Origin of the sequence: Proteus hauseri, assembly GCF_040139125.1 — a bacterium.
Classification (GTDB): Bacteria; Pseudomonadota; Gammaproteobacteria; order Enterobacterales; family Enterobacteriaceae; genus Proteus; species Proteus hauseri_B.
Genome location: NZ_JBEEUB010000001.1, coordinates 298,815 through 325,056, shown reverse-complemented (window position 1 = coordinate 325,056; position 26,242 = coordinate 298,815). Strand labels below are relative to the sequence as shown.

26 protein-coding genes and 1 pseudogene are annotated in these 26,242 nt (G+C 34.4%); 20 read left to right on the top strand and 7 right to left on the bottom strand.

All coding sequences use genetic code 11. The annotated features are described in order from the left end of the window. Positions 1-245: 245 nt before the first annotated feature. The 4 genes from codB (at position 246) to ABN099_RS01435 (ending at position 3,582) form a co-directional block, all read left to right on the top strand. Positions 246-1,496 carry a cytosine permease gene (gene codB / locus ABN099_RS01450; protein ID WP_349461908.1) on the top strand — a complete coding sequence of 417 codons (1,251 nt, stop codon included), beginning with the start codon at positions 246-248 and terminating at the stop codon, positions 1,494-1,496. Continuing rightward, a complete protein-coding gene (locus ABN099_RS01445; protein WP_349461907.1) occupies positions 1,486-2,763 on the top strand; it encodes a cytosine deaminase in 1,278 nt (425 codons plus the stop codon). The genes codB and ABN099_RS01445 overlap by 11 nt, the downstream gene beginning before the upstream one ends. Positions 2,764-3,013: 250 nt before the next feature. Further along, a complete protein-coding gene (locus tag ABN099_RS01440; RefSeq protein WP_349461905.1) occupies positions 3,014-3,238 on the top strand; it encodes a hypothetical protein in 225 nt (74 codons plus the stop codon). Continuing rightward, a complete protein-coding gene (locus ABN099_RS01435) occupies positions 3,238-3,582 on the top strand; it encodes a low molecular weight protein tyrosine phosphatase family protein (RefSeq protein WP_349461904.1) in 345 nt (114 codons plus the stop codon). Before ABN099_RS01440 ends, ABN099_RS01435 begins: the two co-directional genes overlap by 1 nt. A 101-nt stretch (positions 3,583-3,683) precedes the next feature. On the opposite strand, the gene ABN099_RS01430 is transcribed toward ABN099_RS01435, so the two are convergent. From ABN099_RS01430 to ABN099_RS01415, 4 genes are all read right to left on the bottom strand, one after another. Then, positions 3,684-4,148: an HIT family protein gene (locus ABN099_RS01430; RefSeq protein WP_349461903.1), complete on the bottom strand. Its 465-nt coding sequence runs from the start codon at positions 4,146-4,148 to the stop codon at positions 3,684-3,686. Between the two features lie 229 nt (positions 4,149-4,377). Beyond that, positions 4,378-5,355: a porphobilinogen synthase gene (gene hemB / locus ABN099_RS01425; RefSeq protein WP_349461902.1), complete on the bottom strand. Its 978-nt coding sequence runs from the start codon at positions 5,353-5,355 to the stop codon at positions 4,378-4,380. A gap of 271 nt (positions 5,356-5,626) precedes the next feature. Then, complete coding sequence (locus ABN099_RS01420; RefSeq protein ID WP_349461901.1) at positions 5,627-5,989, bottom strand: hypothetical protein; 363 nt, start codon at positions 5,987-5,989, stop codon at positions 5,627-5,629. 535 nt (positions 5,990-6,524) lie between these two features. Beyond that, positions 6,525-6,746, bottom strand: coding sequence for a DUF2594 family protein (locus tag ABN099_RS01415; RefSeq protein ID WP_349461899.1), 222 nt, complete (start codon positions 6,744-6,746; stop codon positions 6,525-6,527). 290 nt (positions 6,747-7,036) lie between these two features. Here ABN099_RS01415 and ABN099_RS01410 point away from each other — a divergent pair, with 290 nt between their 5' ends. The 14 genes and pseudogenes from ABN099_RS01410 to ABN099_RS01345 all read left to right on the top strand — a co-directional run bounded on the left by ABN099_RS01410 (position 7,037) and on the right by ABN099_RS01345 (position 22,099). Next, positions 7,037-7,918, top strand: a complete 882-nt coding sequence (locus ABN099_RS01410; protein ID WP_349461898.1) for an NAD(P)H-hydrate dehydratase — start codon at positions 7,037-7,039, stop codon at positions 7,916-7,918. 198 nt (positions 7,919-8,116) lie between these two features. Beyond that, the gene (locus ABN099_RS01405) at positions 8,117-8,545 is read left to right on the top strand and encodes a universal stress protein (RefSeq protein ID WP_349461897.1); all 429 of its coding nucleotides are present in this window, start codon (positions 8,117-8,119) and stop codon (positions 8,543-8,545) included. A 120-nt stretch (positions 8,546-8,665) separates the two neighbouring features. Next, positions 8,666-9,004 (top strand): hypothetical protein, encoded by a 339-nt coding sequence (locus tag ABN099_RS01400; protein ID WP_349461890.1) that lies wholly within the window; start codon positions 8,666-8,668, stop codon positions 9,002-9,004. A 660-nt stretch (positions 9,005-9,664) separates the two neighbouring features. Then, positions 9,665-11,974, top strand: coding sequence for an Ig-like domain-containing protein (locus tag ABN099_RS01395; RefSeq protein WP_349461896.1), 2,310 nt, complete (start codon positions 9,665-9,667; stop codon positions 11,972-11,974). Positions 11,975-12,009: 35 nt separating this feature from the next. Further along, the gene (locus tag ABN099_RS01390; RefSeq protein ID WP_349461895.1) at positions 12,010-12,972 is read left to right on the top strand and encodes a hypothetical protein; all 963 of its coding nucleotides are present in this window, start codon (positions 12,010-12,012) and stop codon (positions 12,970-12,972) included. Between the two features lie 62 nt (positions 12,973-13,034). Further along, complete coding sequence (locus ABN099_RS01385; protein WP_349461894.1) at positions 13,035-14,855, top strand: lipoxygenase family protein; 1,821 nt, start codon at positions 13,035-13,037, stop codon at positions 14,853-14,855. A 13-nt stretch (positions 14,856-14,868) separates the two neighbouring features. Next, positions 14,869-15,771 carry a hypothetical protein gene (locus ABN099_RS01380; protein WP_349461893.1) on the top strand — a complete coding sequence of 301 codons (903 nt, stop codon included), beginning with the start codon at positions 14,869-14,871 and terminating at the stop codon, positions 15,769-15,771. Between the two features lie 379 nt (positions 15,772-16,150). Next, positions 16,151-17,275, top strand: coding sequence for a hypothetical protein (locus ABN099_RS01375; protein ID WP_349461892.1), 1,125 nt, complete (start codon positions 16,151-16,153; stop codon positions 17,273-17,275). Positions 17,276-17,335: 60 nt separating this feature from the next. Further along, positions 17,336-19,378, top strand: coding sequence for a hypothetical protein (locus ABN099_RS01370; RefSeq protein WP_349461891.1), 2,043 nt, complete (start codon positions 17,336-17,338; stop codon positions 19,376-19,378). A gap of 55 nt (positions 19,379-19,433) precedes the next feature. Continuing rightward, positions 19,434-19,646: pseudogene (locus ABN099_RS01365) on the top strand (hypothetical protein); the annotation flags it as partial. A 68-nt stretch (positions 19,647-19,714) separates the two neighbouring features. Then, positions 19,715-20,053, top strand: coding sequence for a hypothetical protein (locus tag ABN099_RS01360; protein ID WP_349461890.1), 339 nt, complete (start codon positions 19,715-19,717; stop codon positions 20,051-20,053). Positions 20,054-20,118: 65 nt separating this feature from the next. Then, positions 20,119-20,556 (top strand): universal stress protein, encoded by a 438-nt coding sequence (locus tag ABN099_RS01355; protein ID WP_349461889.1) that lies wholly within the window; start codon positions 20,119-20,121, stop codon positions 20,554-20,556. 275 nt (positions 20,557-20,831) lie between these two features. Then, on the top strand, positions 20,832-21,635 hold the full coding sequence (locus tag ABN099_RS01350) for a threonine/serine ThrE exporter family protein (protein WP_432807479.1): 804 nt from the start codon (positions 20,832-20,834) through the stop codon (positions 21,633-21,635). Continuing rightward, complete coding sequence (locus tag ABN099_RS01345) at positions 21,626-22,099, top strand: threonine/serine exporter (protein WP_064720097.1); 474 nt, start codon at positions 21,626-21,628, stop codon at positions 22,097-22,099. Before ABN099_RS01350 ends, ABN099_RS01345 begins: the two co-directional genes overlap by 10 nt. Here ABN099_RS01345 and ABN099_RS01340 read toward each other — a convergent pair whose 3' ends face one another. Then, positions 22,100-22,282, bottom strand: coding sequence for a hypothetical protein (locus ABN099_RS01340; protein WP_064720096.1), 183 nt, complete (start codon positions 22,280-22,282; stop codon positions 22,100-22,102). A 265-nt stretch (positions 22,283-22,547) separates the two neighbouring features. On the opposite strand from ABN099_RS01340, the gene ABN099_RS01335 reads away from it, so the two are divergent. Then, a complete protein-coding gene (locus tag ABN099_RS01335) occupies positions 22,548-23,546 on the top strand; it encodes an endonuclease (protein WP_349461888.1) in 999 nt (332 codons plus the stop codon). Positions 23,547-23,556: 10 nt separating this feature from the next. On the opposite strand, the gene ABN099_RS01330 is transcribed toward ABN099_RS01335, so the two are convergent. After that, positions 23,557-24,000, bottom strand: a complete 444-nt coding sequence (locus tag ABN099_RS01330) for a methyltransferase family protein (protein ID WP_349461886.1) — start codon at positions 23,998-24,000, stop codon at positions 23,557-23,559. 359 nt (positions 24,001-24,359) lie between these two features. On the opposite strand from ABN099_RS01330, the gene phoH reads away from it, so the two are divergent. Continuing rightward, positions 24,360-25,145 (top strand): phosphate starvation-inducible protein PhoH, encoded by a 786-nt coding sequence (gene phoH, locus ABN099_RS01325; RefSeq protein ID WP_349461885.1) that lies wholly within the window; start codon positions 24,360-24,362, stop codon positions 25,143-25,145. 127 nt (positions 25,146-25,272) lie between these two features. Here phoH and ABN099_RS01320 read toward each other — a convergent pair whose 3' ends face one another. Beyond that, positions 25,273-26,118 carry a siderophore-interacting protein gene (locus ABN099_RS01320; RefSeq protein WP_349461884.1) on the bottom strand — a complete coding sequence of 282 codons (846 nt, stop codon included), beginning with the start codon at positions 26,116-26,118 and terminating at the stop codon, positions 25,273-25,275. Positions 26,119-26,242 lie beyond the last annotated feature (124 nt).

Sequence of the window (26,242 nt, the reverse complement as noted above, 5' to 3'; positions counted from 1 at the left end):
TAACGTAGATTACTTATCATAAATTTTCTTAACCAAAAATTACTTTAAAAGTTAATTCAAAAAAGTTAGATAACTTCAACTGTTATAACCCTTTTTATCCTATTTATGTGATGAACTTCAACTTCATTAAAATAAAGAATTCCATTAATTATCGTAAACAGACAACGAAAACGTTTGCATAATATTTTTATGTAGATAGAATTCGTCAGATTTTTTTGGCCTGGTGAAATTAATAGGGGGTTAAAGTGTCTCAGGACAACAATTATAGTCAGGGTCCGGTGCCCATATCCGCACGAAAGGGTGGAATAGCGTTAACCTTTGTGATGTTGGGATTAACGTTTTTTTCAGCCAGTATGTGGACCGGAGGCGCTCTTGGTACTGGTCTTTCCTTTAATGATTTCTTCCTCGCAGTTCTTATTGGTAATCTTCTTCTTGGTATCTACACCGCATTTCTTGGTTTCATTGGTTCTAAAACAGGTCTTACTACTCATCTCCTCGCGCGTTACTCTTTCGGTATTAAAGGTTCTTGGCTTCCCTCTCTTTTACTCGGTGGTACTCAAGTTGGTTGGTTTGGTGTTGGCGTCGCCATGTTTGCCATCCCAGTTGGAAAAGCAACCGGCATCGATATCAATTTACTCATTGCTATCTCGGGTATCTTAATGACCGTCACGGTCTTCTTCGGAATTTCTGCACTAACCCTTCTCTCTATCGTCGCTGTTCCCGCTATCGCCATATTAGGCAGTTACTCAGTCTATTTAGCCGTACATGATATGGGCGGGGTTGACGCCTTAATGGCAGTAAAACCAGTAGAAAAATTAGATTTTAATTTAGCACTAGCAATGGTGGTGGGATCGTTTATTAGTGCTGGTACATTAACCGCAGATTTTGTTCGTTTTGGACGCAATCCTAAAGTTGCCGTTATTGTGGCAATTATCGCTTTCTTCTTAGGAAATACCTTGATGTTTGTCTTCGGTGCAGCAGGTGCCGCATCATTAGGTATGGCTGATATTTCAGATGTGATGATAGCTCAAGGCTTATTACTACCAGCGATAGTGGTATTGGGTTTAAATATCTGGACAACAAATGATAATGCACTTTATGCATCGGGATTGGGATTTGCCAATATTACCGGTCTATCAAGTAAAAAACTTTCAGTAATAAATGGCATCGTCGGTACACTGTGCGCATTATGGCTCTATAATAACTTTGTTGGATGGTTAACCTTTTTATCAGCGGCAATTCCACCCGTTGGTGGTGTTATTATTGCAGACTATCTGATGAATAAAGATCGCTACAACACATTCTGTGCTGAAAAAATGCAATCTGTTAACTGGATTGCACTATTAGCTGTCGCTATTGGTATCGCCGCAGGGCATTGGTTACCGGGCATTGTGCCAGTTAATGCCGTATTAGGTGGTGCAATAAGTTATGCTGTGTTAAATCCAATATTCAATCGTCGTACAGCAAGACAAGCGGAGATAAGCCATGCTGGGTAAAAATATCGAACAAATCAATCATGCTCGTTTAGCTGGAAAAGAAGGCTTATGGCGCATCACACTTAAAAATAACAAAATTGAAGTGATAGAGCCGCAGCCAGAAGGTGATTTTCATCCTAATGCATTAGATGCAGAAGGTGGCTTAGTACATGCACCTTTTGTCGAGCCACATATCCACCTTGATACCACACAAACTGCAGGGCAACCTAATTGGAATCAATCAGGTACACTGTTTGAAGGTATTGAACGTTGGGCTGAACGCAAAGCATTATTAACGCATGACGATGTCAAACAACGCGCATGGCAAACATTACAATGGCAGATTGCTAATGGTATTCAACATGTAAGAACGCATGTTGATGTTTCTGATGCTTCATTAACAGCACTAAAAGCGATGTTAGAAGTTAAAGAAGAGATTAAGCCTTGGATTGATTTGCAAATTGTCGCTTTTCCACAAGAGGGTATTTTATCTTACCCAAATGGTGAGGCACTATTAGAAGAAGCGCTTAAATTAGGTGCTGATGTAGTTGGTGCTATTCCTCATTTTGAATTTACGCGTGAATATGGTGTGGAATCACTGCATAAGACATTTGCCTTAGCACAAAAATATGACCGTTTAATTGATGTGCACTGTGATGAAATTGATGATGAGCAATCGCGTTTTGTTGAAACCGTTGCCGCGTTAGCCCATAAAGAGAATATGGGCTCTCGAGTAACAGCAAGCCATACCACTGCGATGCACTCTTATAATGGCGCTTATACATCGCGATTATTCCGATTATTAAAAATGTCGGGTATTAACTTTGTTGCTAACCCATTAGTTAATATTCATCTGCAAGGTCGTTTTGATACTTATCCAAAGCGCCGTGGTATTACACGGGTAAAAGAGATGTTAGAAAGTAATATTAATGTCTGCTTTGGTCACGATGATGTATTTGATCCTTGGTATCCATTAGGCACAGCCAATATGCTGCAAGTGTTGCATATGGGATTACATGTTTGCCAACTCATGGGCTATGGTCAAATTGATAATGGTCTAACATTGATTAGCCATAACAGTGCAAAAACATTGGCATTAACAGATTACGGTGTAACGGTAGGAAATAGTGCAAACTTTATTATCTTACCTGCGGAAAGTGGATTTGATGCCTTACGTCGCCAAGTACCGGTGCGTTATTCTATTCGCCAAGGTAAAGTGATTGCTCAAACGCAACCTGCAAAAACAGAAATTATGTTAGATAAACCGACATCGATTTCTTATAAGTAATTCTTTCATATCATTTTGCAATAACGGATAAGTTGGTGTTCAACTTGTCCGTTATTTTTATATTGAATAAACCGTTAAATACTATTTCGTGCTGAATTCGCTTAATATCTTTCTTTAGTAATAAAACGCCAATGATCTTATGGTACTTAAAAATAAGTCATTGCGATTTAACAACATTCAATTAAAATAACGTCTGTTAGACACTCTCCGTATTACTGCGGCTGCTATCCCTTTAATCTGAGAGGTTATTATGTCTATACAACGTTCACGCGCTTGGCGTCAATGCGTCAACCGTAAAAATAAACATCAAGAAATGGGTAGTGCGCAGTTTGCTTTTAAGCCAGAAAAGAAATGGCGCAATTTGTATACTCGTTCACTTAAAATGACAAGAGCTGAACAGCTAGGAATTGAATATCCAAGAATTTCTCGTAGTCAGCGACGTTTAAATGCGTTATTAGATATTAGTGATTCATAATGAATATCTTATTTATTTGCAGTAAAAACCAGTGGCGAAGTCCAACAGCTGAACTACTCTTTGCAAATAGAGATGGCATTGAAACGTTGTCAGCAGGAACACGACGAGATGCAAAATGTGTGGTAGATAATGAGTTACTTAAATGGGCTGATTTAGTCTTAGTGATGGAATCGAAACATTTAAACCGATTATCGGCACAATTTCCTGGTGCTATGCGATATAAAAAAGCACATGTACTGGATATTCCGGATAACTACCAGTTTAACGATCCAGCACTGATAATGCTGCTAGAACGTAAAGTTCGACCTTATTTACCAATGGAAGCTCGGCTTACCATTGATTAAATAAAGCACTTTGTCTTGATAAAAAAACGCTCAGCTTAAATTAAGACTGAGCGTTTTTTATATTCAATAAAATCATTCTGAGTATCGTAAACAGTGTTGTATTACTTACTGTTTTTCCTAATAAGTGCTGCCAACTCGGCAAGTTCTGTATCATCAGCACGCTCAAAATCATGAGATGAAAGATAACCTGGGTATTTATCAAAGAAAATTTTCTGCTTATTTTCAATGGGTGCCCATTGTGTCATATCACCAGTGCCATGCATTGGGCTAAGTTTGCTATGGACATGATCAACGCCAAAACCTTCAAAAAACATACCCGATCGAGACACGTCAGGAAATGTTTTGTCTAAGATTTTTGCTACTTTTTTGGTGGCAATAACAAGTAGCGCTAGCGCTTTATCATTTAAATCAAAAGCATAACTAGGGTAATGTTTTTTAGGAATAACAACAGTAAAGCCTTTGGTATTTGGAAAAATAGATAAAAAGGCAAGGTGATGTTCATCTTCCCAAATTTTATGGCAAGGTGCTTTCCCAGCAACAATCTGACAGAAAATACAGTTATCCATTTTTACCTCATAGCAAAAAAGTGTGGGTCTATACTCGTCATATTTCAAGATGCAGCCACTCACTCGCACTAGTCACATATATTGTATGCTCCTAGTGACTCATTCACTTGTCGCCTAGCTACACCTTGAATTATTTAGAGTATTAACTCGTCGTACTTTGAATTACTTAGAGTATTTACCCGTTGTGCTTTGGGCTGTTTAGAGTATCTACTTATCGAGCATAAGGTGGTTAAAGTAGGTTTCTTTCTGCTAAATCAAGCGCGAAATAAGAAAGAATTAAATCAGCACCCGCACGTTTAATTGAACCTAATGTTTCCATTACCACACGATCTTCATCAATAGCACCAGCTAATGCCGCAAATTTAATTTGTGCATATTCACCACTGATTTGATAAGCCGCTAACGGTAGCAGTGTGCGCTCGCGTACATCACGAATAATATCTAAATAAGCGCCAGCGGGTTTTACCATTAACATATCTGCGCCTTCTTGCTCATCAATTAATGATTCGCGGATGGCTTCACGGCGGTTCATTGGGTTCATTTGATAGGTTTTACGGTCACCAATTAAACGAGAACCTGCTGCATCACGAAATGGTCCATAAAGAGCAGAAGCAAATTTGGTAGAGTAAGAAACAATGCCAGTATCGACAAAACCCGCTTTATCTAGCGCGGCACGAATAGCGGCAACTTGCCCATCCATTGCAGCAGAAGGTGCAATAAAGTCAGCGCCAGCTTGCGCTGCGGCAACTGCCTGAAGACCTAAATTATGAATAGTTTCATCGTTATCAACATGTTCACCATGTAAAACACCACAGTGACCATGAGACGTGTATTCGCAAAAACAAGTATCCGACATAACAATCATTTCAGGGACCGCATCTTTACAAATGCGCGACATCCGCGAGACTAAACCATCGCTTTTCCAAGCATCGCTGCCTGTTTCGTCCAAGTGGTGTGAAACACCAAATGTCATTACGGTTTTAATACCCGCTTTTGCGATACGCTCAATTTCATATGCAAGACGTTTTTCAGGAATACGCACCACACCCGGCATACTTTTAATTGGCTGATAATCATCCAACCCTTCTTCAACAAAAATAGGCAGTGCCAGATCATTTTTGCTTAGAGTTGTTTCTTGAAAGAGTGCGCGCAGGTTTTCTGACTGGCGTAGTCTTCTTAAACGCTGGATGGATTGTTCGTTGCTCACAATATCTCCTTTTTATGGCCAGTTCTAATAAATATTTTCGCCAGTATTATAGACCTTTAAATGAGGAGATAGATACTATCATTCTTGATAAAAAAGAAGGAATAAGAAGGAGTGGAGTACGGATATAGTGTAAAAAATAGCTTAAAAAGATAAGTAAAATGATGACGCAGTAATTTGTTATTGAGTCTTAATAATAGGAAAACAAAAAAGAGCAGGTTAATTTCCGCTCTTTGGTTTCAATAACAAGCCCAAATAACGCCTTTTAAGGCAATTATTTTTTCTGTTCGTTTAATACTTCAACCATTTGAATTTTACACGCAGCAACGATTTGCGTTAAACCTTCTTGGAATTCTGCACGAGAACCAATTTCAGCTTTTGCATCACGTAAAGATTTAACTACTTCAACTGTACCTTGAGAAAATTCAGCATCAGTTGCTTCTAATTTAGCTAAGTCAAATTTCTTCGCTTTTAAAGCGGCTAATGCATCTTTTGCGATAGTCTCTGGTGAATCATTAGTGTCGTAAGCTCTGACTGAAATATCTTTAAAAGTATCGCAATAGTCATTAGCCATTTTTGTTGGGTTAGCAAAAGCGACAGCAGGTAATAATAGCAGAGAGAAGAGTAGTGGTTTCATTATAAAGCCTCATGGTTTATTTTTAGTGCATACCTTTTAAGTGTAACATAGAAACCCTAATCAGGTTAAATCAGAAAAAGTGTAAAAATAAGCTAATATATTGCATTAAACGCCTATTTAGCACTTATTGTTGAAATCTCTTTTAAACGCATAATGAGTGAGTATTATTAAATTATTATTAAGAGCATAAATAATATTAAACAAAGTGATATTATTTGTACTGTTATTTATGGATTCTAATTAATCTAATATTTAACCAGATTTATACTAATAGGCATAATGAGTTGATGTTTAAAAAATAATAAAATAATAGAAGTGGACTTTTTTCAATGGGGCTATGGCTAATGTGCTAATTTATAAGATAAAAAATCCCCTCTATAAAAGATAGAGGGGTAGCTAAATGAATAAAGAATGGTTTATTTCGAGATTGAGTATATAGAAGTTTAAAACATATTTTTTGTTTATTTGTGCAGCACAAAAAGCCCAGAAAATAGAATAAAACTATGAGCAATCACTCAACTACAAATAGCTCAAATTATTGGCGATATGCTGTCTTAATTTGAGCTATTGTATTACGGAATGTTTCTGCTTGCTTCTCATCATCAACTTCAGCAATAGCACGTTGAATATTTAAAATCACACGACCCGCATCTGCCTGACCTAATGCTTTTAACATATAAGTGACCAATGTTTTTAAGCAAGCGACTTCTTGAGCTAGGGTTTCAACATCAGCTTCAGTTTTAAACTTCTCGTTCATGGGACGATTTCCTTTGTATGGTGTTTATAATTAAAGATTGAATTGCTAATAGGATAGCATTGTCTGAGGTTGGTATGAATAGTTATAAGAAAAGAGCTATTCATAGTGATTAATTATCTCAATAAGAATGTCATAAAAAGATTGCCTATTTAAAAATGAAGCCTAAACAATCTCTCAGTTTGTTTTTGGGTGTAACGCTATACTTTTGTCGTTGATACTATTTTTCAATTTTAGTGTATTTTTTAATGTTCAGATTAAGAGTAAAAAAGTGTGTAATAAAGGAGCGATAAATGAAAAAAGAACAATTACTAAAGGCGATGTCCCATTATCCAGCACTTTATCAACGCAAATCAGGAGATACTCATAAAGGCTCATTTGGGACACTCGCTGTTGTTGGTAGTGTTGAAGGTATGAGTGGTGCCATTGTACTGGCGGGTAAAAGTGCTTTAAAAGCAGGGTGTGGTAAGGTTTTTCTCGGTTTTGCTCAAGCAAAGTTACCTACTCCATTTATCGATAGCGCTCCCGAAATGATGCTACAAACAGCAATAACATTATTAAAGCAAAAAGATATCTCAGCATGGGCTATTGGTTGTGGATTAGGATTATCTGTAGATTCAGAACAGCTATTGTTATCAATACTTGCACAACAAAATAAAAACATACCCTATGTGTTTGATGCAGATGCATTGGTGTTAATGGCAAAAATAAAACCAATACACTTATTGAACGCTCATTGTGTGTTAACTCCTCACCCTAAAGAAGCCGCAACTTTACTTAATTGCTCCATCGCAGATGTACAAAATAATAGAGAACAAGCGGCTATTGAAATTGTTCGCCAATATGGATGTTGGAGCATAATTAAAGGACAAGGAACTATTATTGCTTCACCTGACGGAAAAACGCTAAAGAATAGTACAGGCAATAGTGGATTATCAACATCAGGCAGTGGGGATGTATTAACAGGTGTTATGGGTAGTTTTTTAGCACAAGGTATGTCGATGTCTGAAGCGGTTTCTAGCGCTGTGTGGATCCATGGAATGGCTGCCGATATTTTAGTTGAAAAAGGGGTTGGACCAATAGGATTAACGGCTTCTGAGTTAATTGATACCATTCGCGTTATTCGTAATCAAATGTGGCGTATAAACGAGCAGCGTATAGGTGATCTATTTTAACGCGGTGTTTTAGCCGGAACTTTTCACGGCTTAATAGGAAAATAAATATCAGAAAGTTTCTTTATTTTCAGTGTTAAGCTATTAATAATTAAAGTTGGTTTATAATTGAAGTTAGATTGCTTTTAGTTAATTCACTCACAGTAATCTTTGGGTTATTGCGATAGTATTAGGGCAAATGGAGAGTTGAGAGGAGTTATTATGTATAAAACAATTTTAGTACCTATTGATATAGTAGAAGAAGAGCTAACCAGTAAAGCAGTTCGACACGCACTGTATTTAGCGAAAGAAACCGGAGCTAATTTACATTTAATTCATGTTCTTCCTATCTCTTCGGCAATCATTAATGCTTATTCTCTGGGTTATCCTGAAATTAAAGATAAAGCGACAGTAAAAGCAGAGAATGATATGCAAATGTTAGTAGACTCCGTTGATTTACCTGCTGAAAAAGTGGCTTATACAGTCACTTTTGGTTCACCACGCGATGAAATTTTAGTCACAGCAAAAGATATTAATGCCGACTTAATCGTGCTTGGTTCTCGCAGACCAAATATTAGTACTCACTTATTAGGTTCAACTGCAGCGGGTGTTGTTCGTTATGCTGATATTTCAGTATTAGTTGTTCGTTAATATATTCATTAATATGCTATGAGGTTTTCTCATAGCATATTTTTTACTCTTCTTGCATCGTCTTATCTTATTTATAAAATAAGCAGTTTATCTGGTAAACCGTCTATAGAGTGAATAAGAATGGAAAAATTCACAGCAGAACTTTTAAGGCTCGACCATTTTATTCTGCGTATCTTACGCTATTATATAATAGGTCTTATATTCTTTTTTTTAGGATTATTACCGGGTGTGTTGGGATTTTATTTAATTGAAGGGCACTCCATTATGGAGTCTTCATTGAATGCAATATCCATGCTAAGTGGGCAACCTGTAGAACCCGCACCGGTAACACCGACGGGTCGCTTTTTTATTGCTATTTATGGTTTATTTCTTCAATGTGTTTTTATTTTATCAATTGGGCTTGTTGTTACGCCATTTATTCATCGACAACTCCATAAATGGCACCTTGAAGAAGATTAAACGAGAATTTTATTGGTTTAAGCTACAATAATAAACAGACTATAATCTAATAATGAGGATCCCATCACATTAATCTTAGCTAACTAAGATATCAGTTTTTACTGAATAAACTCATCATGTTTTTAATCCGAAAAACTTTCGAACAACGCCATTATTCTAATGATGTTATAGCTTAATATATTCGCTGAAATTTAGCTTGTGCAAGCTGTAATGCATTTCTTCTGTAAAAACTACTCTCCATCACTGTCCTATAATCCAAATCTCTTAATAATTTATAGAGTAAGACCATCGTAATATTAAACGATTAATGCGACAGAACCATTTTTCTGTGCTGCTTGATAAGAATGAACAGTTAAACTAATTGATTACATCTATTGAAATCACATTATATAGTTAATTTGATTAATTATATTAAATTATATTATAAATGTGAGTTATATTTTTCAATTTAGTATCTATTTATTTTGTTGAGACAAAACGCTAAAAAATGATCTTAATCAAAATTATATTTTGAAAAACATATTTTTTTGATATTTTAAGTGCAATATTTGTGTTTTGAAAAGAAAATCATATTTTTTGTTGTAATGGGTGATTTTTCTGCAACACTTAGAGTTACGCTAAATTGATTAATTTTCTTACATAATATTGCAGGGCGTAATAATGAGTATAATTATAACTATCACGATAACTTCAGGCGCTAATGCTAATGGCATCGATAGAAATAGTGCAAATATTATTTTAAAAAATGAAGATTCTCTCTTAGATAACAAAAAAGTTTTTTTTGAAGTCTCAGGCAATGCAATATTTGCTGATACAGGATCAAACCAAACATCAGCCATCACTAATGCACTAGGAAAATCTGTCGTTTATTTGACTGATACAGTATCTGAGATTGTAATTATAACGGCAGTTTATAGTGAAGATCACTCAGTTAAAGCTAGCGGTTCCTCTTCATTTGGTGATAGTGAAAATAATAATATTTATCCTCCAAAAATTGATGAGGCCGTTAATAATATTATTAATCTCTCTGGTATTAATAATGTTGCCCATATACGGATCCCAAAATGGGAAGGCATGAAAATTAATGATGACTTAGATATTTATGCTGAAAGTGTCTTTCCATGGAAAATTAATTATATTTTAAAAAGTGCAGATGTTGGAAATGATATTGTTCTTGAAATAAGTAAATCTGAATATTTAGAACCATATCAAAATGATATTTTACATCTTTACTATATTTTAAATTTAGAAGTAACTTCTGAATCAGTTGATTATCTTGTTATTTCGGCACTAATAAATGATATAGAAATTATAGGCAATAGAGGGAATATTGGGTCAGCACATTCATTGGTTGCAATAAATAAAAAAACAATGACGCCCTCCTCGATTAGTTGGCAATACGATAACGATAAAAAAATACATAAATCTTCCTATTTTACCGATCATCATCCTTTAAAAAGAATAAATGCATTCATCAATTCAAATGAAGAAAGAATAACCGTTGTACCTAAAAATATAGATAGTTTAGGTTATGAAAATAAATCAATAGCTTATATATTAAATGATAAAGGTAATTTATTTTTTTGGGGTAGTAGTTCTCCTGATTGGCTTCAACCCCCTGCGTCAGTGACTAGTTTAATGTCAATTGATGGAATAATAAGCTCTCCTTATGCTTGTGTCGCTTTAACTAAAGAAAAAAAATTATATGGTTGGGGAAGTAAAGGTAATGGGGCGCTAGATGTTCCGCTTAATAATATACTTACAATTGGATACACCCGAACCGCATTTTCAGCAATCACAGAAGAGCTAAAAATAGTAGCATGGGGTGTTCCATCAGCTGGAGGCGTTATTTCTAATGAAATTTCAGCTATCAATGGATTTATTCAGGTTGTTGGAACTCGATCTGCTTTTTGTGCTCTACACCATAGTGGTAAAATATACGCTTGGGGATCTGAAAATTTTGGTGGCAAAATTCCAAATACTATTTCTACATTAAGTAATATAAAAGAAATTTTTGCTACAGATGGCGCTTTTGCAATTTTAACTGAAGATGGAAATGTTAAGGCTTGGGGGCATCAAGATTTCGGAGGGAGCCTACCTGTATCATTAAATAATGTAAAAACGATCTCATCCAATACAGGTGCATTTACTGCATTAAATAATTCTGGACAGGTATATTCTTGGGGACAGCCATACAATGGTGGAATATTGCCTAATAATATTCAACAGATTAATAATATAGTTGCTATAAGTTCCTCTGATGCTGCATTTTGTATTTTACTAAAAAATGGAACAATTCATGCGTGGGGATCAAATGACTTTGGTGGAAAAATCCCCTTAGAAATATTAAATATAAATAACTTTATATCTATATCCAGTTCAACTGGTGGATTTTCAGCTATATCAAAAATTGGTACTGTAGTTATGTGGAGTAATAGTGATTTTAAAATCCATGAACATTCTACTGTAAAAGTTAAAGCGGGATATAGAATAACAAGAGGAAGTCCTCCTAATACATTTATAAATATATTTAACAATGGGATGCTAGATATCATTGGAGATACCAGTGATGTAAGTAATATAAATGATATTCCAGAAGAAGTTTATGGGAATGTGAATCATTCTTATCTAAATATAAATAGAATGTTATATGTTAATAGTGAGTTTGAATTGTATTCTTATATTATAAAAAATAATGCTGTGGCTAATGGCTTAGATTCAAATATAATTTCAATTATAGTGAAGAATGCTATTAATAAAGAACCAGTTCATGATGTTAAATTAATAATGTCTGTTGATGGTGATGCTTTATTTTTGGAAAATAACAGCATCTTTTTATCTAAAAAAACAGATTTAAATGGAGAGATTAATATTTCAATTGTCAATAGTAGCGTCCAACATATTAATGTTGTCGCTTTTTTAAATAGCGATAAAAATACATCATTACATGATGTAATGACATTTATCTAGTAACTCAATTATTAAATTAAAATGTGAGATAAAATATGGCTGACCAAAATTTTATAATTACTATGCGTGTTACCCAAAATAATGTTCAAGCAAATGGTGTAAGTGCAAATATCGTTGAAGCATATTTTTTTGAATCGGAAACTATGTTACCTGCAATAAAACTAGACGTTGTTTTTTTAACCGATGGAAACGCTATTATAAAGGAAAGTAATTCACCTTTATTTCGTACATCAACAGATGGTAATGGTAAAGCAATAATTCATATTACAAATTCAATTCCTGAATCAATAATGGTAAAAACTTATATTTTAGATGATCCTAATCAAAAGGAAACTATGCAAGTTACATTTTTACCAGCAAGTGATAAATTAAAAATATCAAGTATTTATAATAGAAATCATACATTTACTATGGAGCAACCAACAATTGCATGGTCTGGAGCATCGTTTGCTATTGAAACTGTTGGTGGTTCTGGCGATCTGACTTGGAAAGTTGAAGGCATTAAATCTGAAATAGATGTGGAAGCATTAAATAATTATAGTGCAGGAGTTACTATAATTTCGCACCCATATCGAACAGTAAAAATTGTAGTTACCGATAATATAACGGGTGATAAAGATGATTTTTCATTTTTTATTAAACTTTATATTGAACCGAGTTTGGATAAAAAAAGAACATTGTCTCAAGCAATAAACCTACATACTGATGATTTATTATCTCCTATGAATTATATGACTCTTAATAAAGAGTGGGGAGATCTTACTGTATATCCAGAGTGGTCATTAGGTATAGGTCCTGAGCCAACAATCTTAGATAATAATGACTCAAATGTAGAAACAGATGCTGTAAATCCCGCTGAATTTTGGACCAATGAATATAGCCATTTAGGTAAAGCAACTGTTGCAAATATTAAGGATGGTACAATACGCAATTCTGATCATGGTGTATTAACAAAGCGTTTTCATGCATATCATTCTGGTAAAGATTTAAAAAAATAAAATATTACTTTGGCTTTCACTATTATAATGAGAGCCATTATTAACGTTTAAGGTGAGCTAAAATGAAAAAAACAGATAAAACAGATAATGAAGAATATAAATGGACTACAAATATATCTCCTCTTATTGGTATTCCAATGTATGATAAGCCTCTTGGAATAGATGTTCCAGCATCATTAAGACCAAGAGAGGAATATGATATAAATCTTGAATTATTAATAAAAAAAGTTCAAAACAACTTCAAATCTGTATTTGATGAAATTCTTAATGATGATGATGAAAAAAAAGTTAAAATTAATCAATTGATAAATGATTTAATTTATGATTATGCATTATTAATAACTAGTAATAACAATATAAAAACAGATGAAAAAATTCAATCCACATGGAAGGAAATAATAAATTTAGTACCAGAAAAAAATAAAGATTCAAGTTTGGATTTATATAATAACTTATTTAAAACTATAACTAAGCCTTTTGTGGCTGATTATTTGCATAGCGATGATTTATTTGCATATCAAAGAGTTGCAGGAGCAAATCCTGTAGCTTTGATTGGGGTATCTGAACTACCTTCAAATTTTCCATTATCTAATGAACAATATCAAATTGTTATGGGAAAAGATGATTCTTTATTAAGTGCATTAAATCAAAGTCGAATTTACATGGTAAACTATAGCCACCTATCCGGTGTTGTAGCTGAAGATGGATATACAAAACCTGAAGGATCTTCTGGTACAAATCCTATGCCTGGATATTCATATGCGGCTATGGCATTATTTTCAGTTTCATTAAAAACAAAAGAGCTGAAAGCAGTAGCTATACAATGTGGGCAAGATCCCAAAAATAATAATGAAATGTTTTTAGCAACAGAAGATCCTAATAGTGATAGATATTGGTCTTGGCAAAGAGCTAAGTATGTTATACAGGCAGCAGATGAATCAGAGCACCAATTATCAACTCATTTAGGCTTGACTCATTTATTAATGGAAGCATTTTCATTAGCTACATTACGTAAGTTACCTAAAGATCATCCATTATATCGATTATTAATAACACATTTTGAAGCAACTAATCGTATAAACCATAATGCAACCTTAGCATTATTAAAAGAGCATCAATTTGTTGATATGCTTTTTGCTCCACCTTTAGCCAATATGGCTAAAACAGTTATTGATATACGCCTGTCTTATGATTTTAAAGCTAATTATTTTCCTGAGGCATTAAAAAAACGAAAAGTAGATAATACAGATGCTTTGCCAAATTATCCATACAGAGATGATGGACTATTAATTTGGAATGCAATTAAGAATTGGGTGAGAGAATATATTAATATTTACTACTTAACTAGCGCTGAGTTAAATCTTGATAAATCGTTTCAAAAATGGGTAAAAGATATTATTGATAATGGTAAAATCAATGGATTTACTCAAATTAAAACTAAAGATGAATTAGTTGATACTCTAACAATGATCATTTTTACTTCATCAGCACAGCATGCAGCCGTTAATTACACCCAACCTAAATGGCTAATGTATGCTCCATATACGATAGGGACATTGGCTCATCCAAAACCAACATCTGTTACTGGTAGTTCTCATAAACAATGGCTGGATATGCTGCCTAAAGTATACAGAGCAAGCCAAAAAATCATAATTTATACTCTGTTAGGTGAACTTTATCATGGAAATCTTGGTGAATATATTGGTTTGGATTATAAGCCTGTATTTATTGATCATGAAGTTATTAAAAAAAATGGCCCATTAGATAAATTCAGAAATAGTTTAACTGAAATAAATAGTATTATTTTTGAAAGAAATGGGAAGCGCCCATATCCATATGAATATTTATTACCAAAAAACATTCCCGCTAGTATTAATATTTAAAGGAGTTATATTAATGAAAAAAGCCAACCAGGAAAATATAGCACTTAAATTAGAGTTGATTAAACCTCAAGCAGAAGCCAATGGAGCAGATGCTGTACAAATTAGAGCTGTAACATATGACAAAATAACAGAAGTTACAGTACCAGAAACTGATATAGTTCTCATTGTTGATGGTAACGCATTATTTAAAAACACTAATGCTCCTATCTATAAAACAAAAACAGGAGATGATGGCTCTATTATTATTGATGTAGTAAATAATAGAATTGAAAAAAATATTATTGAATGTCATTTATTTGATTCTAATGAGATATCTCAATTCGTTAACATCTCTTTTTATAATGAAATACCTGTCTTAGCTATTGATAGTATATATAATATTAATCATACATTTTCTGAAGGTGAACCGTCAATTTGTTGGGATGGCGCATATTTTTATATTGCCACAAAAGGTGGTAGTGGTAATTTAACATGGTCTGTAAATAATGAACCTGCATCATTCCTATTTGAAAATATATCTGAAAACAAAGTAAAGGTTACTATTAAAAATGAGATAAAAAAAGAAAATATTCTTACATGTGTTGATTCTATTACACATGAATGTATTAACTTCTCACTTAAAATAAAAAAACATGCTCTAATTAGTACTAGTAAAGTTGATTATAAAGATTTAATTAAAAATGCAAAAGCTCATGAAATATTTAAAAAAATAGATTACGATTTGTTATTTAGAGAGTGGGGTAGTATTAGCTCATATCCTGAATGGGAAAAAGATAATGAATATTGGACTGATGAACATAATCAGTTATTAAATACTGTATATATCTATAATTTGGACACAGGAACTTCCCATAACGTTAAAATGAATGACTATAAACTTAATTATTTATTTACTGTAGGGGCTACACCATATTGATAATATATTATTAGTGTCTTTAAAATAAATCATAATTACGATTCTGAAGAAAGAATACCAAAATAATAAAGGTTAATTTCATTTTATTATAAATAATTTTTTATCTATAGTGAGAATTTTATGATAATCACTGATGCTCATATTTAGTGTGATAACAATAACTCTGATTTAGTTTCAGTAAGTTGCTTAACCAATGCTAAATAGAGCAATCTAACAAATAGGATATAACTGGTTATAACTGCTACTCTTTTGATATTCCAGGATCAGATATTAGAGCGGTAAATATACATAACGAATTAATTTATAAAGGATAAGCTAATCCATCTGGGACTTTATGTGTAACGCGATAAGTAATCACTTTTATAATAAGGGTACAGATATGAGTAATCATTTAATAAATAAAGTAGCAAGCCGTGTTGTTTTAGATATCGCAACAAGCCAATGGCCTGAAAGTGAATGGGAACATATTACTAAAACATTTTATGTAACTATTTATGATGAAAATGGTAAACCTGCAGAAGGAGTCACTACGAGTACTCTTCTATTTTTAGATAGCGAGGGGAAGCCATCTACACTAGTCCACGCCGAACATCAAAACCCTAAAGCACCGAGTAATAAAAATGGTGTCGTAGAATTAAAATATTTTTTATCTTGTACTCCATCATCAACTCCAGGTGTATCAGTTATAATTGATGTTATTGCCATCGTTGATGAAAAAATGTCGAATAAAGTATTACTTGAATTTATCGAGCCGACTAAATTTTTAGCTAAGCCAAATATTCCAGCGATGTTAGATGGTTCTATCGATGATGATGATGTTGAGAACGGTGTTTATGCATATGCTCTGTTTTCTGCTTCATCAGCGGCTGAATTGTATTTTTGCTGGGGAAATGCGGTACAGCAATTTCATATAAAGGAAGGAACAGAAACTTTTGCAGTGAAAATACAAGAAGGCATCTTAGAAAATGGTCGGCATGAAATATCATTTTATGTTGTTGATGGTGCTAAAAATGCGATATTTTCAAATATAAATGTCGTGAATGTTGAGCGAGTTAATGGCGGCGGCGCTGAAGGTCTTAATGATTTAGAGGCCGTTGTTATTGTCGAAGCCGTTGAAACTGGGTATATAAATAAAGCAATCTCTGATAGAGGGGTAACATTATTTATTACTGGATGGCCAAAAATCAGTATGGGTGAAGAAGACCCAATTGATGCAACTATAGATATAGATAAAACAGGACTCATTGTTTTACAAGGATTCAATAAGAAAAATGAAAAGATAGGTTCACCTATATATTATCCATTAAAAGAAGGGGATTTTAATAATACAACGAAAACCTTTTCGCAGATTAAGAAAAGTGTTGACTATAAATTCTTTAATACTATAGGTGAAGGCTCTGTCGAAGTTAAATACTCCCTTAACTTAGTTGAAGATGGAAAATCGCATACAAGTAATCTAGCATCAAGGTACCTTGTTGATGTAATTCCTCCAGCTAAAAAATAATACAACTACATAGCCACCTTTTCATTACAAGGTGGTTTTTTTGATCTTACTGGATTAATTATGACGAATAAATCTATATTTCCACCATATTTACCACAAATGGATGATGGTGTGATAAACACAAATGATATTGAAATTTCCGGTGAAATTTATGTTGAAATTTTAAAATATGGAAACGTTAAAGAAGGTGATGAAATAAGATTATATTTCGGTAATTTTGAACCTTATTTCACTTTGATTAAGGATCCATTAAATGATTTTCCGATTATTTTATCGTTAGATGAAAAGAAAATAATAGATGGACGATATTTAGTTAAATACACCGCGGCTGACATTGTAGGAAATATTAGTTTTTCCCCTATTTCTTGGGCTATAGTTGATCGGTATAATCAAGGTGTTCTTCCTGCACCTATTTTTATTGATGCAGATAGTAATAATTTAATAACTCAAGAGTCTATTGAGTTAAATAATGGAACTTATGTTCATATACCCGCATACTCCGATATTAGCATTAATGAAGTTGTTGATATTATGTATTGGACCTTAGATGGTAACAATGAAATCGTTCCTGGTACACAGTACAATATTTCTCATAGCGTAGTGCAGAGTGATATTACTGATGGGTTCGATATTTTAGTACCCAAAGCATATCTCACTATTATTAATATAGGAAAATGCCAATCTCGATATATTGTCAATAGAATTCAACAACAAAAAGAATGGTCTCAAATTGGTCATGCCTTGTTAAACTTGAGACCGATAGAAGTATTACCACCGCCGATTTTTATCGATAATGTTGATGGCTGGCTAACACTCAATGAAATAAAAAATGGCGTAAGAGTTAGGGTATCATATTCCAACATGATGCTTAATGATAATGTTAAACTTTTTATCTATGGATTTGATATTCAAGGGCAAAGTGTTTCAGGTACAAATTTATCACAAAATTTAATCATAAATATTAATCATATAAATAATGGTTTTTTTGATATTATTTTTCCACAGAACATTGCCATCCTACTAGGAATAGGTCGGTTTGACTCATACTATGTTGTGACTAATTCCACCACAGCATCTTCATATTTTGGTACTGTAAGTGTTGATGTAAACAATAATAAAATATTACCGCCACCTACATTTACACAAGCATTAAATGGAATATTATCACTAGATGATATAACTGAAAATAATGGTGCAATCATTCAGGTTAAATATAATAATTTAATGCTAAATGATGCAGTTACTATACATGTATCAGGTAAAGATAAAGATAATTCACCTGTGCTCGAAGCAAATTGGAAAACTTATCAAAATATATCCATGCAAAATATTGTCGATGGTTTTATTAATGTAATTTTTCCTTTAAATAAAGCAGTTTCGGTAGGGAATGAAGGCGTGTTATCTGCTTTTTATTCTGTGGTTTATACTAATTCACAAGGTTTTAATTATTCTGAAATATCGGATGTAAAACTAAAAATGATTAATAAATCTGATTTGCAAATATCATTAACAACTGGAGCTCCACCGCATGATTACCATGCTATTCATGTTTATCCATTTAATTATGGTTTAGTATCAGGAACCCCGGGGGCAAGTATTATAATGAGTTGTTCTCGACCTGCCGAGTTTGATGAGTCAGGAAATAGTGATTATAAAGTAACATTAAATGAATCTGGAATTGCACGATTCAAATTACGGTCACCGTCATCAGGGGTAATTACTGTGGATGGATTTGTTGAATCAAATCCAAGTATAGAAGCGAGTGCGGTTACTCAATTTAAATCATATTACGATCAGCAAGGAAAGTTTATTGCATGGGCATCATCTACTAATGCATTAGCAGACGGTATTATGCCATGTTCTCTCTATTTAATGACTGATATAGAAAACGTAGTGAAAAGGCCAATCACACTTGTCAGAGTGGCTGTATCTGGTAATGCTAAAATTATTGGTTATTCATCCCAAATTGCAGATGTTTTTCTTAATAGTGACCAATCGGCAACAATAGATATTGTAGATACTGTTAATGAAAATGTAGTTGTTACATTAACACTTCCTGAAAGTTCTGGTTCTATTATTTCTACTAATTTATTTTTTAAATAATTTAACTCATTATTTTTAATAACATTATCTGTTATTTAGACTAACAAAGACAAGGATGTATTTGAACTGTAGGGAAGTGCTAAAGAATAACTATACGAAAGAAACTGGAGCTAATTTACATTTAATTCATGTTCTTCCTATCTCTTCGGCAATCATTAATGGTTATTCTCTGGGTTATCTTGAAATTGAAGATAAAGCAACAATAAAAACAGAGAATGATATGCAAATGTTAGTAGACTCCGTTGATTTACCTGCTGAAAAAGTTGCCTTGCATAGTCTGATTTTATTTATAAAATAAGCAGTTTATCTGGTAAACCGTCTATAGAGTGAATAAGAATGGAAAAATTCACAGCAGAACTTTTAAGGCTCGACCATTTTATTCTGCGTATCTTACGCTATTATATAATAGGTCTTATATTCTTTTTTTTAGGATTATTACCGGGTGTGTTGGGATTTTATTTAATTGAAGGGCACTCTATTATGGAGTCTTCATTGAATGCAATATCCATGCTAAGTGGGCAACCTGTAGAACCCGCACCGGTAACACCGACGGGTCGCTTTTTTATTGCTATTTATGGTTTATTTCTTCAATGTGTTTTTATTTTATCAATTGGGCTTGTTGTTACGCCATTTATTCATCGACAACTCCATAAATGGCACCTTGAAGAAGATTAAACGAGAATTTTATTGGTTTAAGCTACAATAATAAACAGACTATAATCTAATAATGAGGAGTCGCTATGTATAAAACTATACTAGTACCTGTTGATATCGCAGAAGATGAACTGACAACGAAAGCATTGCAACATGCGGTATATATTGCAAAACTTGAAGGTGCAAAATTACATTTATTTCATGCTATTCCTGATATTTCACGTTTCTCTATTAGCTATAGCTACCATTACGATATGTTAAGTTCCTTTGCCAATAAGGCAATTGAACGAGTTCAAGAGCAGTTACAAGAACTGGTTGAATCTGTTGATCTACCTAAAGAGCAAATTGAATATTCAGCAGCTTTTGGCTCTGCAAGAGATAAAGTACTCGAACTCGCAGAGAAAATTAAAGCTGATTTAATTATTGTGGGCTCACGTCGTCCAAGTATTTCAACACATCTATTAGGTTCTAATGCATCAGGCATTGTTGCCTATGCTAAACAATCAGTTTTAGTTGTGCGCTAGCCTTTTTATAAAGCCTCTGAAATATATAAGTAAGGGGCTTTTATTCACTAACTTAGGTATCTCAATTTAAGATACCTTTATTGTTAACATACTCTTTTATCTAAAAAAGATATTTTTCTTTATTAAATTAATCTCTAAAGAAAACTTGATCTACTTACCCCCTTAAATCTTTTATTTGTTCATAATAGTCCTTGAGAATTATAAAGCAGAGAATGAGCTATACTGATAAACTTTACTCAGTAACTGCTCATTTTTTATTAATACTAAGGCGTAGCATGGACAATGAAATAATGGCAACGCACCATGCCATTTCAGAAGATAAGCAGCGTGAAATTACTAAGTTATGTATCCAAACAGCCTTGTTGTTATTGCAACATGGGGCTGAGAGTATGTTGGTCGAACAGTTATCAACCCGCTTAGGGCTTGCATTAGGCGTTCACCAAGTGGAGAGTGCAATCTCAGCCAACGCTGTGGTGTTAACCACTATTGTGAATGGATATTGTCAAACCTCAACCCGAAAAATAGTAGATCGCGGCATTAATATGCATGTGGTTACTGAGGTTCAACATATTGTTATTCTTGTTGAGCATCATCTTGCTGATATTGTTGAAGCAAGAAAACGTTTCGAGCATATAAAACCGCTAAGATATCCTCGCTGGATAATTATATTTATGGTGGCACTCTCTTGTGGGTGTTTCTCTAAACTAAATGGTGGCAATTGGGATGGCTTTTTGGTCTCTACCATTGGTGGTGGTTTAGGAATGTTTGTGCGTCAAATATTAACGCACCGCCAAATGAACCCGTTGATTAATTTCTGTATTACCGCATTTGTGGCGACTTCTGTTTCTGGGATCCTATTAAAACTGCCTTATTTTCAGACAACAGCGACCATTTCAATGGCGGCAAGCGTTTTATTATTAGTACCCGGGTTTCCTTTAATAAATGCGGTTGCTGATATGTTTAAAGGTCATGTAAATACCGGATTAGCACGCTGGGCAATGGCGACAATGCTAACATTGGCAACATGTCTTGGTGTTATTTTAGCCATGGCAGTATGGGAGTTAAGAGATTGGGCATAATAAATATTATCCTCACACTGATTGAAGATATGATTTTAGCTGCCATCCCTGCTGTTGGTTTTGCGATGGTATTCAATGTGCCATTAAGGGCACTAAAATATTGTGCTGCATTAGGTGCGATAGGGCATGGTTCACGTACATTATTAATAATGAGTGGTATGAATATCGAATGGGCAAGCTTTTGTGCCGCAATACTTGTCGGATTTATTGGTATTCAATGGTCACGCTGGTGGTTAGCACACCCTAAAGTTTTTACCGTCGCTGCGGTTATTCCTATGTTCCCCGGAATAAATGCATATATAGCGATGATCTCAGTAGTTAAGTTAACTCAAGTGGGATATAGCGCGGAGATTTTTGAAGCTTTAGTTACTAATTTCCTTAAAGCTTCATTTATTGTCGGTGCGCTCTCTATCGGGCTATCCTTGCCGGGATTGTGGTTGTATCGTAAGCGTCCGAGTGTGTGATTATACTGCGTGTTGTAGTGAATTTAGAGTAATATCCAGCTCATTTTTATCAGAAATAATAATTTGTATCCGTAGTTTATTTTCTGACTCTAAGCTAGCATGCGCTTTAACATCTTCGTTATTCGCATGCTTCTTTGTAATTTCAACTAACTCATCCATTAAATTCAGCATATTCTCATTCATTTTTTGAATCTCTCTAAATTAGCAATGGGCTAAACCATAGCAAATCCCTTTTTGGTTAATGACGTGAATAACGCCTTTTTCTATCAGCTTTCACGCTTATTGTTTTATATTTGGCTATCTAATAGCGAGAAAAATAAAAAGAAAGAGTGCCCAAAATTAATCAAAAAAGGGTAATATAAAGAAAAATAAAGATAAGATTATTAGTTAGTTAATAACGATTAATCTTATTTGCTTTAATTAAATACAGAGTAAGGCAGATACCACTTTGAGAAAAATAATACACCACATTACAATATTGCTCGGTTTATTTTTTATTACCCTGAGCGTGCAAGCGCAAGCACCAGATAATTTTTCTAAAGCAAAAGAGATAGCGAAAAAAGAGATTTATTATGATCAAAATCAACAAAAAACAGGCACAATTTATTGTGGCTGTGATTGGGAATGGACAGGTAAATCCGGTGGGCAAGTAAATTTTGCTAGTTGTGGCTATAAAGTGAGAACTCAGCAAACGAGAGCAATGCGTATTGAGTGGGAACATATTGTTCCTGCTTGGGTCTTTGGTCACCAGCGCCAATGTTGGCAAAATGGTGGGCGTACTAACTGTGTGAAAACAGACCCTGTATTTAGAGTGATTGAAGCTAACTTACATAACCTAGCGCCTTCTATTGGCGAAGTTAATGGGGATCGCAGTAACTTTAGCTTTGGTCAATTATCAGCACAGGCACCTTATCAGTATGGGCAATGCCGCAGTCGGGTTGATTTTGCCTCACGTACTTTTGAACCACGCAATGAAGTGAAAGGGCAAGTTGCTAGGGTCTATTTCTATTTGCACGACCGCTATAATCTCTCTATGTCACGTCAACAGCAGCAGCTTTTTATGGCATGGGATCGTTCTTATCCCCCATCAACATGGGAAATTGAAAGAGATAATCGAATTGCTCGTATCATGGGACACCACAATCCTTTTGTTACAGGAGAAGTTAAATGGCAATTAGGTCATAAAAATAGTGGTGCAGGATTATCTGCAAACAATTCAGCATCAACGAGTAGAGTAACAGAGACTCCTCGACAAACGTCTACAGTATCTAACCGAGGTAATACTCAAAGTGGTGAGATTAAGGGCAATATAAATAGCAAAATTTATCACTTCTCACACTGCTCTGGTTATAAAAATATGTCTGATAAAAATGCAGTTTATTTTGCAACAGAGAGTGAAGCAGCTAAGGCTGGCTATCGCTTAGCAAATAATTGTAAACAGCCCTAATTGCTATTAATTACATCCAACGACGAACGTGGCGACAATATTGTTGCCACGCTTGTGGAAACAACTCACTTAATAGTTTTTCTTCTCGCACTATCGTATAACGATCAGTAATCAAAAAGAACGCTATTGCCGCGCCTAGAAATCCCCAGTTACCAAAAATAAAAAATAACCCAATACTGATATCAAGAAAACCGAGATACATAGGATTTCGGCTAATTTTATAAGGACCACTAGTGACGAGTTGTCGTGGTGTTTGATTTGGATTTGGTGAGGTTTTTTGTTTAATAAAAAATGAGAGACAGTAAAAAAGCCAAATACCAGATGTTGTGACGGTTAATAAGCCTAAATAAAAAAAGAAACCAGTCTTAATGGTTCCAGAATGAAGTTCAAAACCGATAAATGGAATAGCATTAAGCAATAACCAGTATATAAAAGGTAACCGTAAAAAATTCATTATTTCTCCTTAAATAACAGAGTATGTTATTTAAATGTTAACTACATCTCGTTATTGCCTACTATCTTATTGAAAAAGATTTATCTTTGTCATTATACTGTCATAAAGCTTCGTTAAATTTCACTCTAACTCCATGATGGGGAATATGAATGACAGAAGCAATGAAAATAACGCACCTTGCGCATGAAACCGGTAACAACCGATTATTAGTTGCTAATAATCTGGATTGTGACCGGTTTTTTTGTTTCCTATAACGAGTTGTTTTATGACTAGAGTCTGAAGGGGACTCACCTTGTAATCACATGGAATGCAGATTGATGTCTATAACTTTTTGAAGACTAACAAGGGTAAATAACATTATGAGTAGACAAAAAGCAGCCACACGTTTACGTCGAGAAAATAAACGTACCTCACGCAAAGAGCAGCGTAATGGTTCTTATCAAGATAACGTTACTGTGTTACCCGGATTTTCAGGTATTGATACTATTGGTATGGCGAGAGAAAAACGTGATGAAAGGGTGCTTTCGCCACGAACAGAAGCTCAACACCAATATATGAATGCAATCCAACATCAAAATCTGGTGTTTGCAACAGGAGAAGCTGGGTGCGGAAAAACATTCCTTAGTGCAGCAATGGCAGCAGATGCACTTATTAATAAAGAAATAGAGCGTATTATTGTTACTCGACCTGTATTACAAGCGGATGAAGATCTGGGATTCTTACCTGGTGATATTGCTGAAAAATTCGCCCCCTATTTTCGACCTGTCTACGATGTTTTAGTCAAACGTTTAGGTGCATCATTTTTACAATACTGTTTACGTCCTGAAATTGGCAAAGTAGAAATTGCCCCTTTTGCTTATATGCGAGGTCGTACTTTTGAAAACGCATTTGTTATTTTAGATGAAGCGCAAAACGTCACCGTTAATCAAATGAAATTATTTCTTACTCGAATGGGTGAAAATGTGACTGTTGTGGTTAATGGGGATATTACACAATGCGATTTACCTAGTAATGTGCCTTCAGGGTTAGCTGATGCTCTGGCACGTTTTGATGCAAATAACCGCGTTGGCGTGATTCGATTTACCGAGGAAGATTGTGTTCGCTCAGCCTTATGTCAGCATGTATTAGCGGCTTACCATAATTGATTTACTAGTAAAAAACATCAGTTAGGATTATCTGTAACTCAATAAAAAGGCTGTATATTGTCGAGGGAAACAATATACAGCCTCTATAACGAACTCTATGTTTTTATCTCGTTAGCATAACGTGATATTAGCTGACATCTTCGTTATCCATAACATGGTGACGTTCAGCGTGATAACCTTCTTCGTTATAACCAAATCGCCAGTAAGGAATAGCGTAAATTTGGCTACGATCATAGCCTTTATCGCGGCGGATATGACGTCTTAATGCGCGAATAATTTTATCTTCACCTGCAATCCAAAAAGCGACATCTTCTTGTGGTAATTGCCATGAAATAAACTCGTCGATTAAATGTTGAGTCTGTTCTTCAACTGAACCAATTAGCCAAATTATTGCTAAGTTTTTAGGGGCTTGAATGGTTTGACGATCAGATTCATTTTCTACACGAATAACGACTTTACCTGAAACATCAGCTGACATAGTTTCAATTAATGCGATTAAAGCGGGTAGTGAACTTGGATCAGCCGCCATATAGTAGTGAGAGGCGGGCGCTAATAGGGGATCTGGACCACCAGGATTGGTAATGCCAATATAGTCACCTACTTTTGCATTCATCGCAAAATTAATTGCTGGTCCTGCATCTGCATGTACTGCAAACTCGATATCAATCTCTTTTTGTTCAGGGCGAATAGCACGAACACTATAAGTACGAACAATCGCTCTTGGCTCATTTTCAGGCCAAACAGGACCTTTTTCTGAAAATGCAGGTATTGTTGGTTTCGTTTGACCTTCTACGGGCAAGAATATTTTTAAATGTGCGCCACCGGTATTATCAGGATAGGTATCTAAATCATCGCTAGTAAACGTAATTGAACGCATACCTGGCGTAACATCAGTAATACGTTTTACTTGGATTAAGCGAGGAGGCGCTGGACGATAAATATTTTTTTCTTGAGTTGTTTCTTTGTTACTCACTTTCTTTTACCTGACTCATTTAGTTGAATTATTTATCGTAGATATTATCATTTTTAATTAATAATGATAGTCATTATCAATAGTAACTGTGATTTGGATCGGAAAAAAACAGCAAAACGAGATA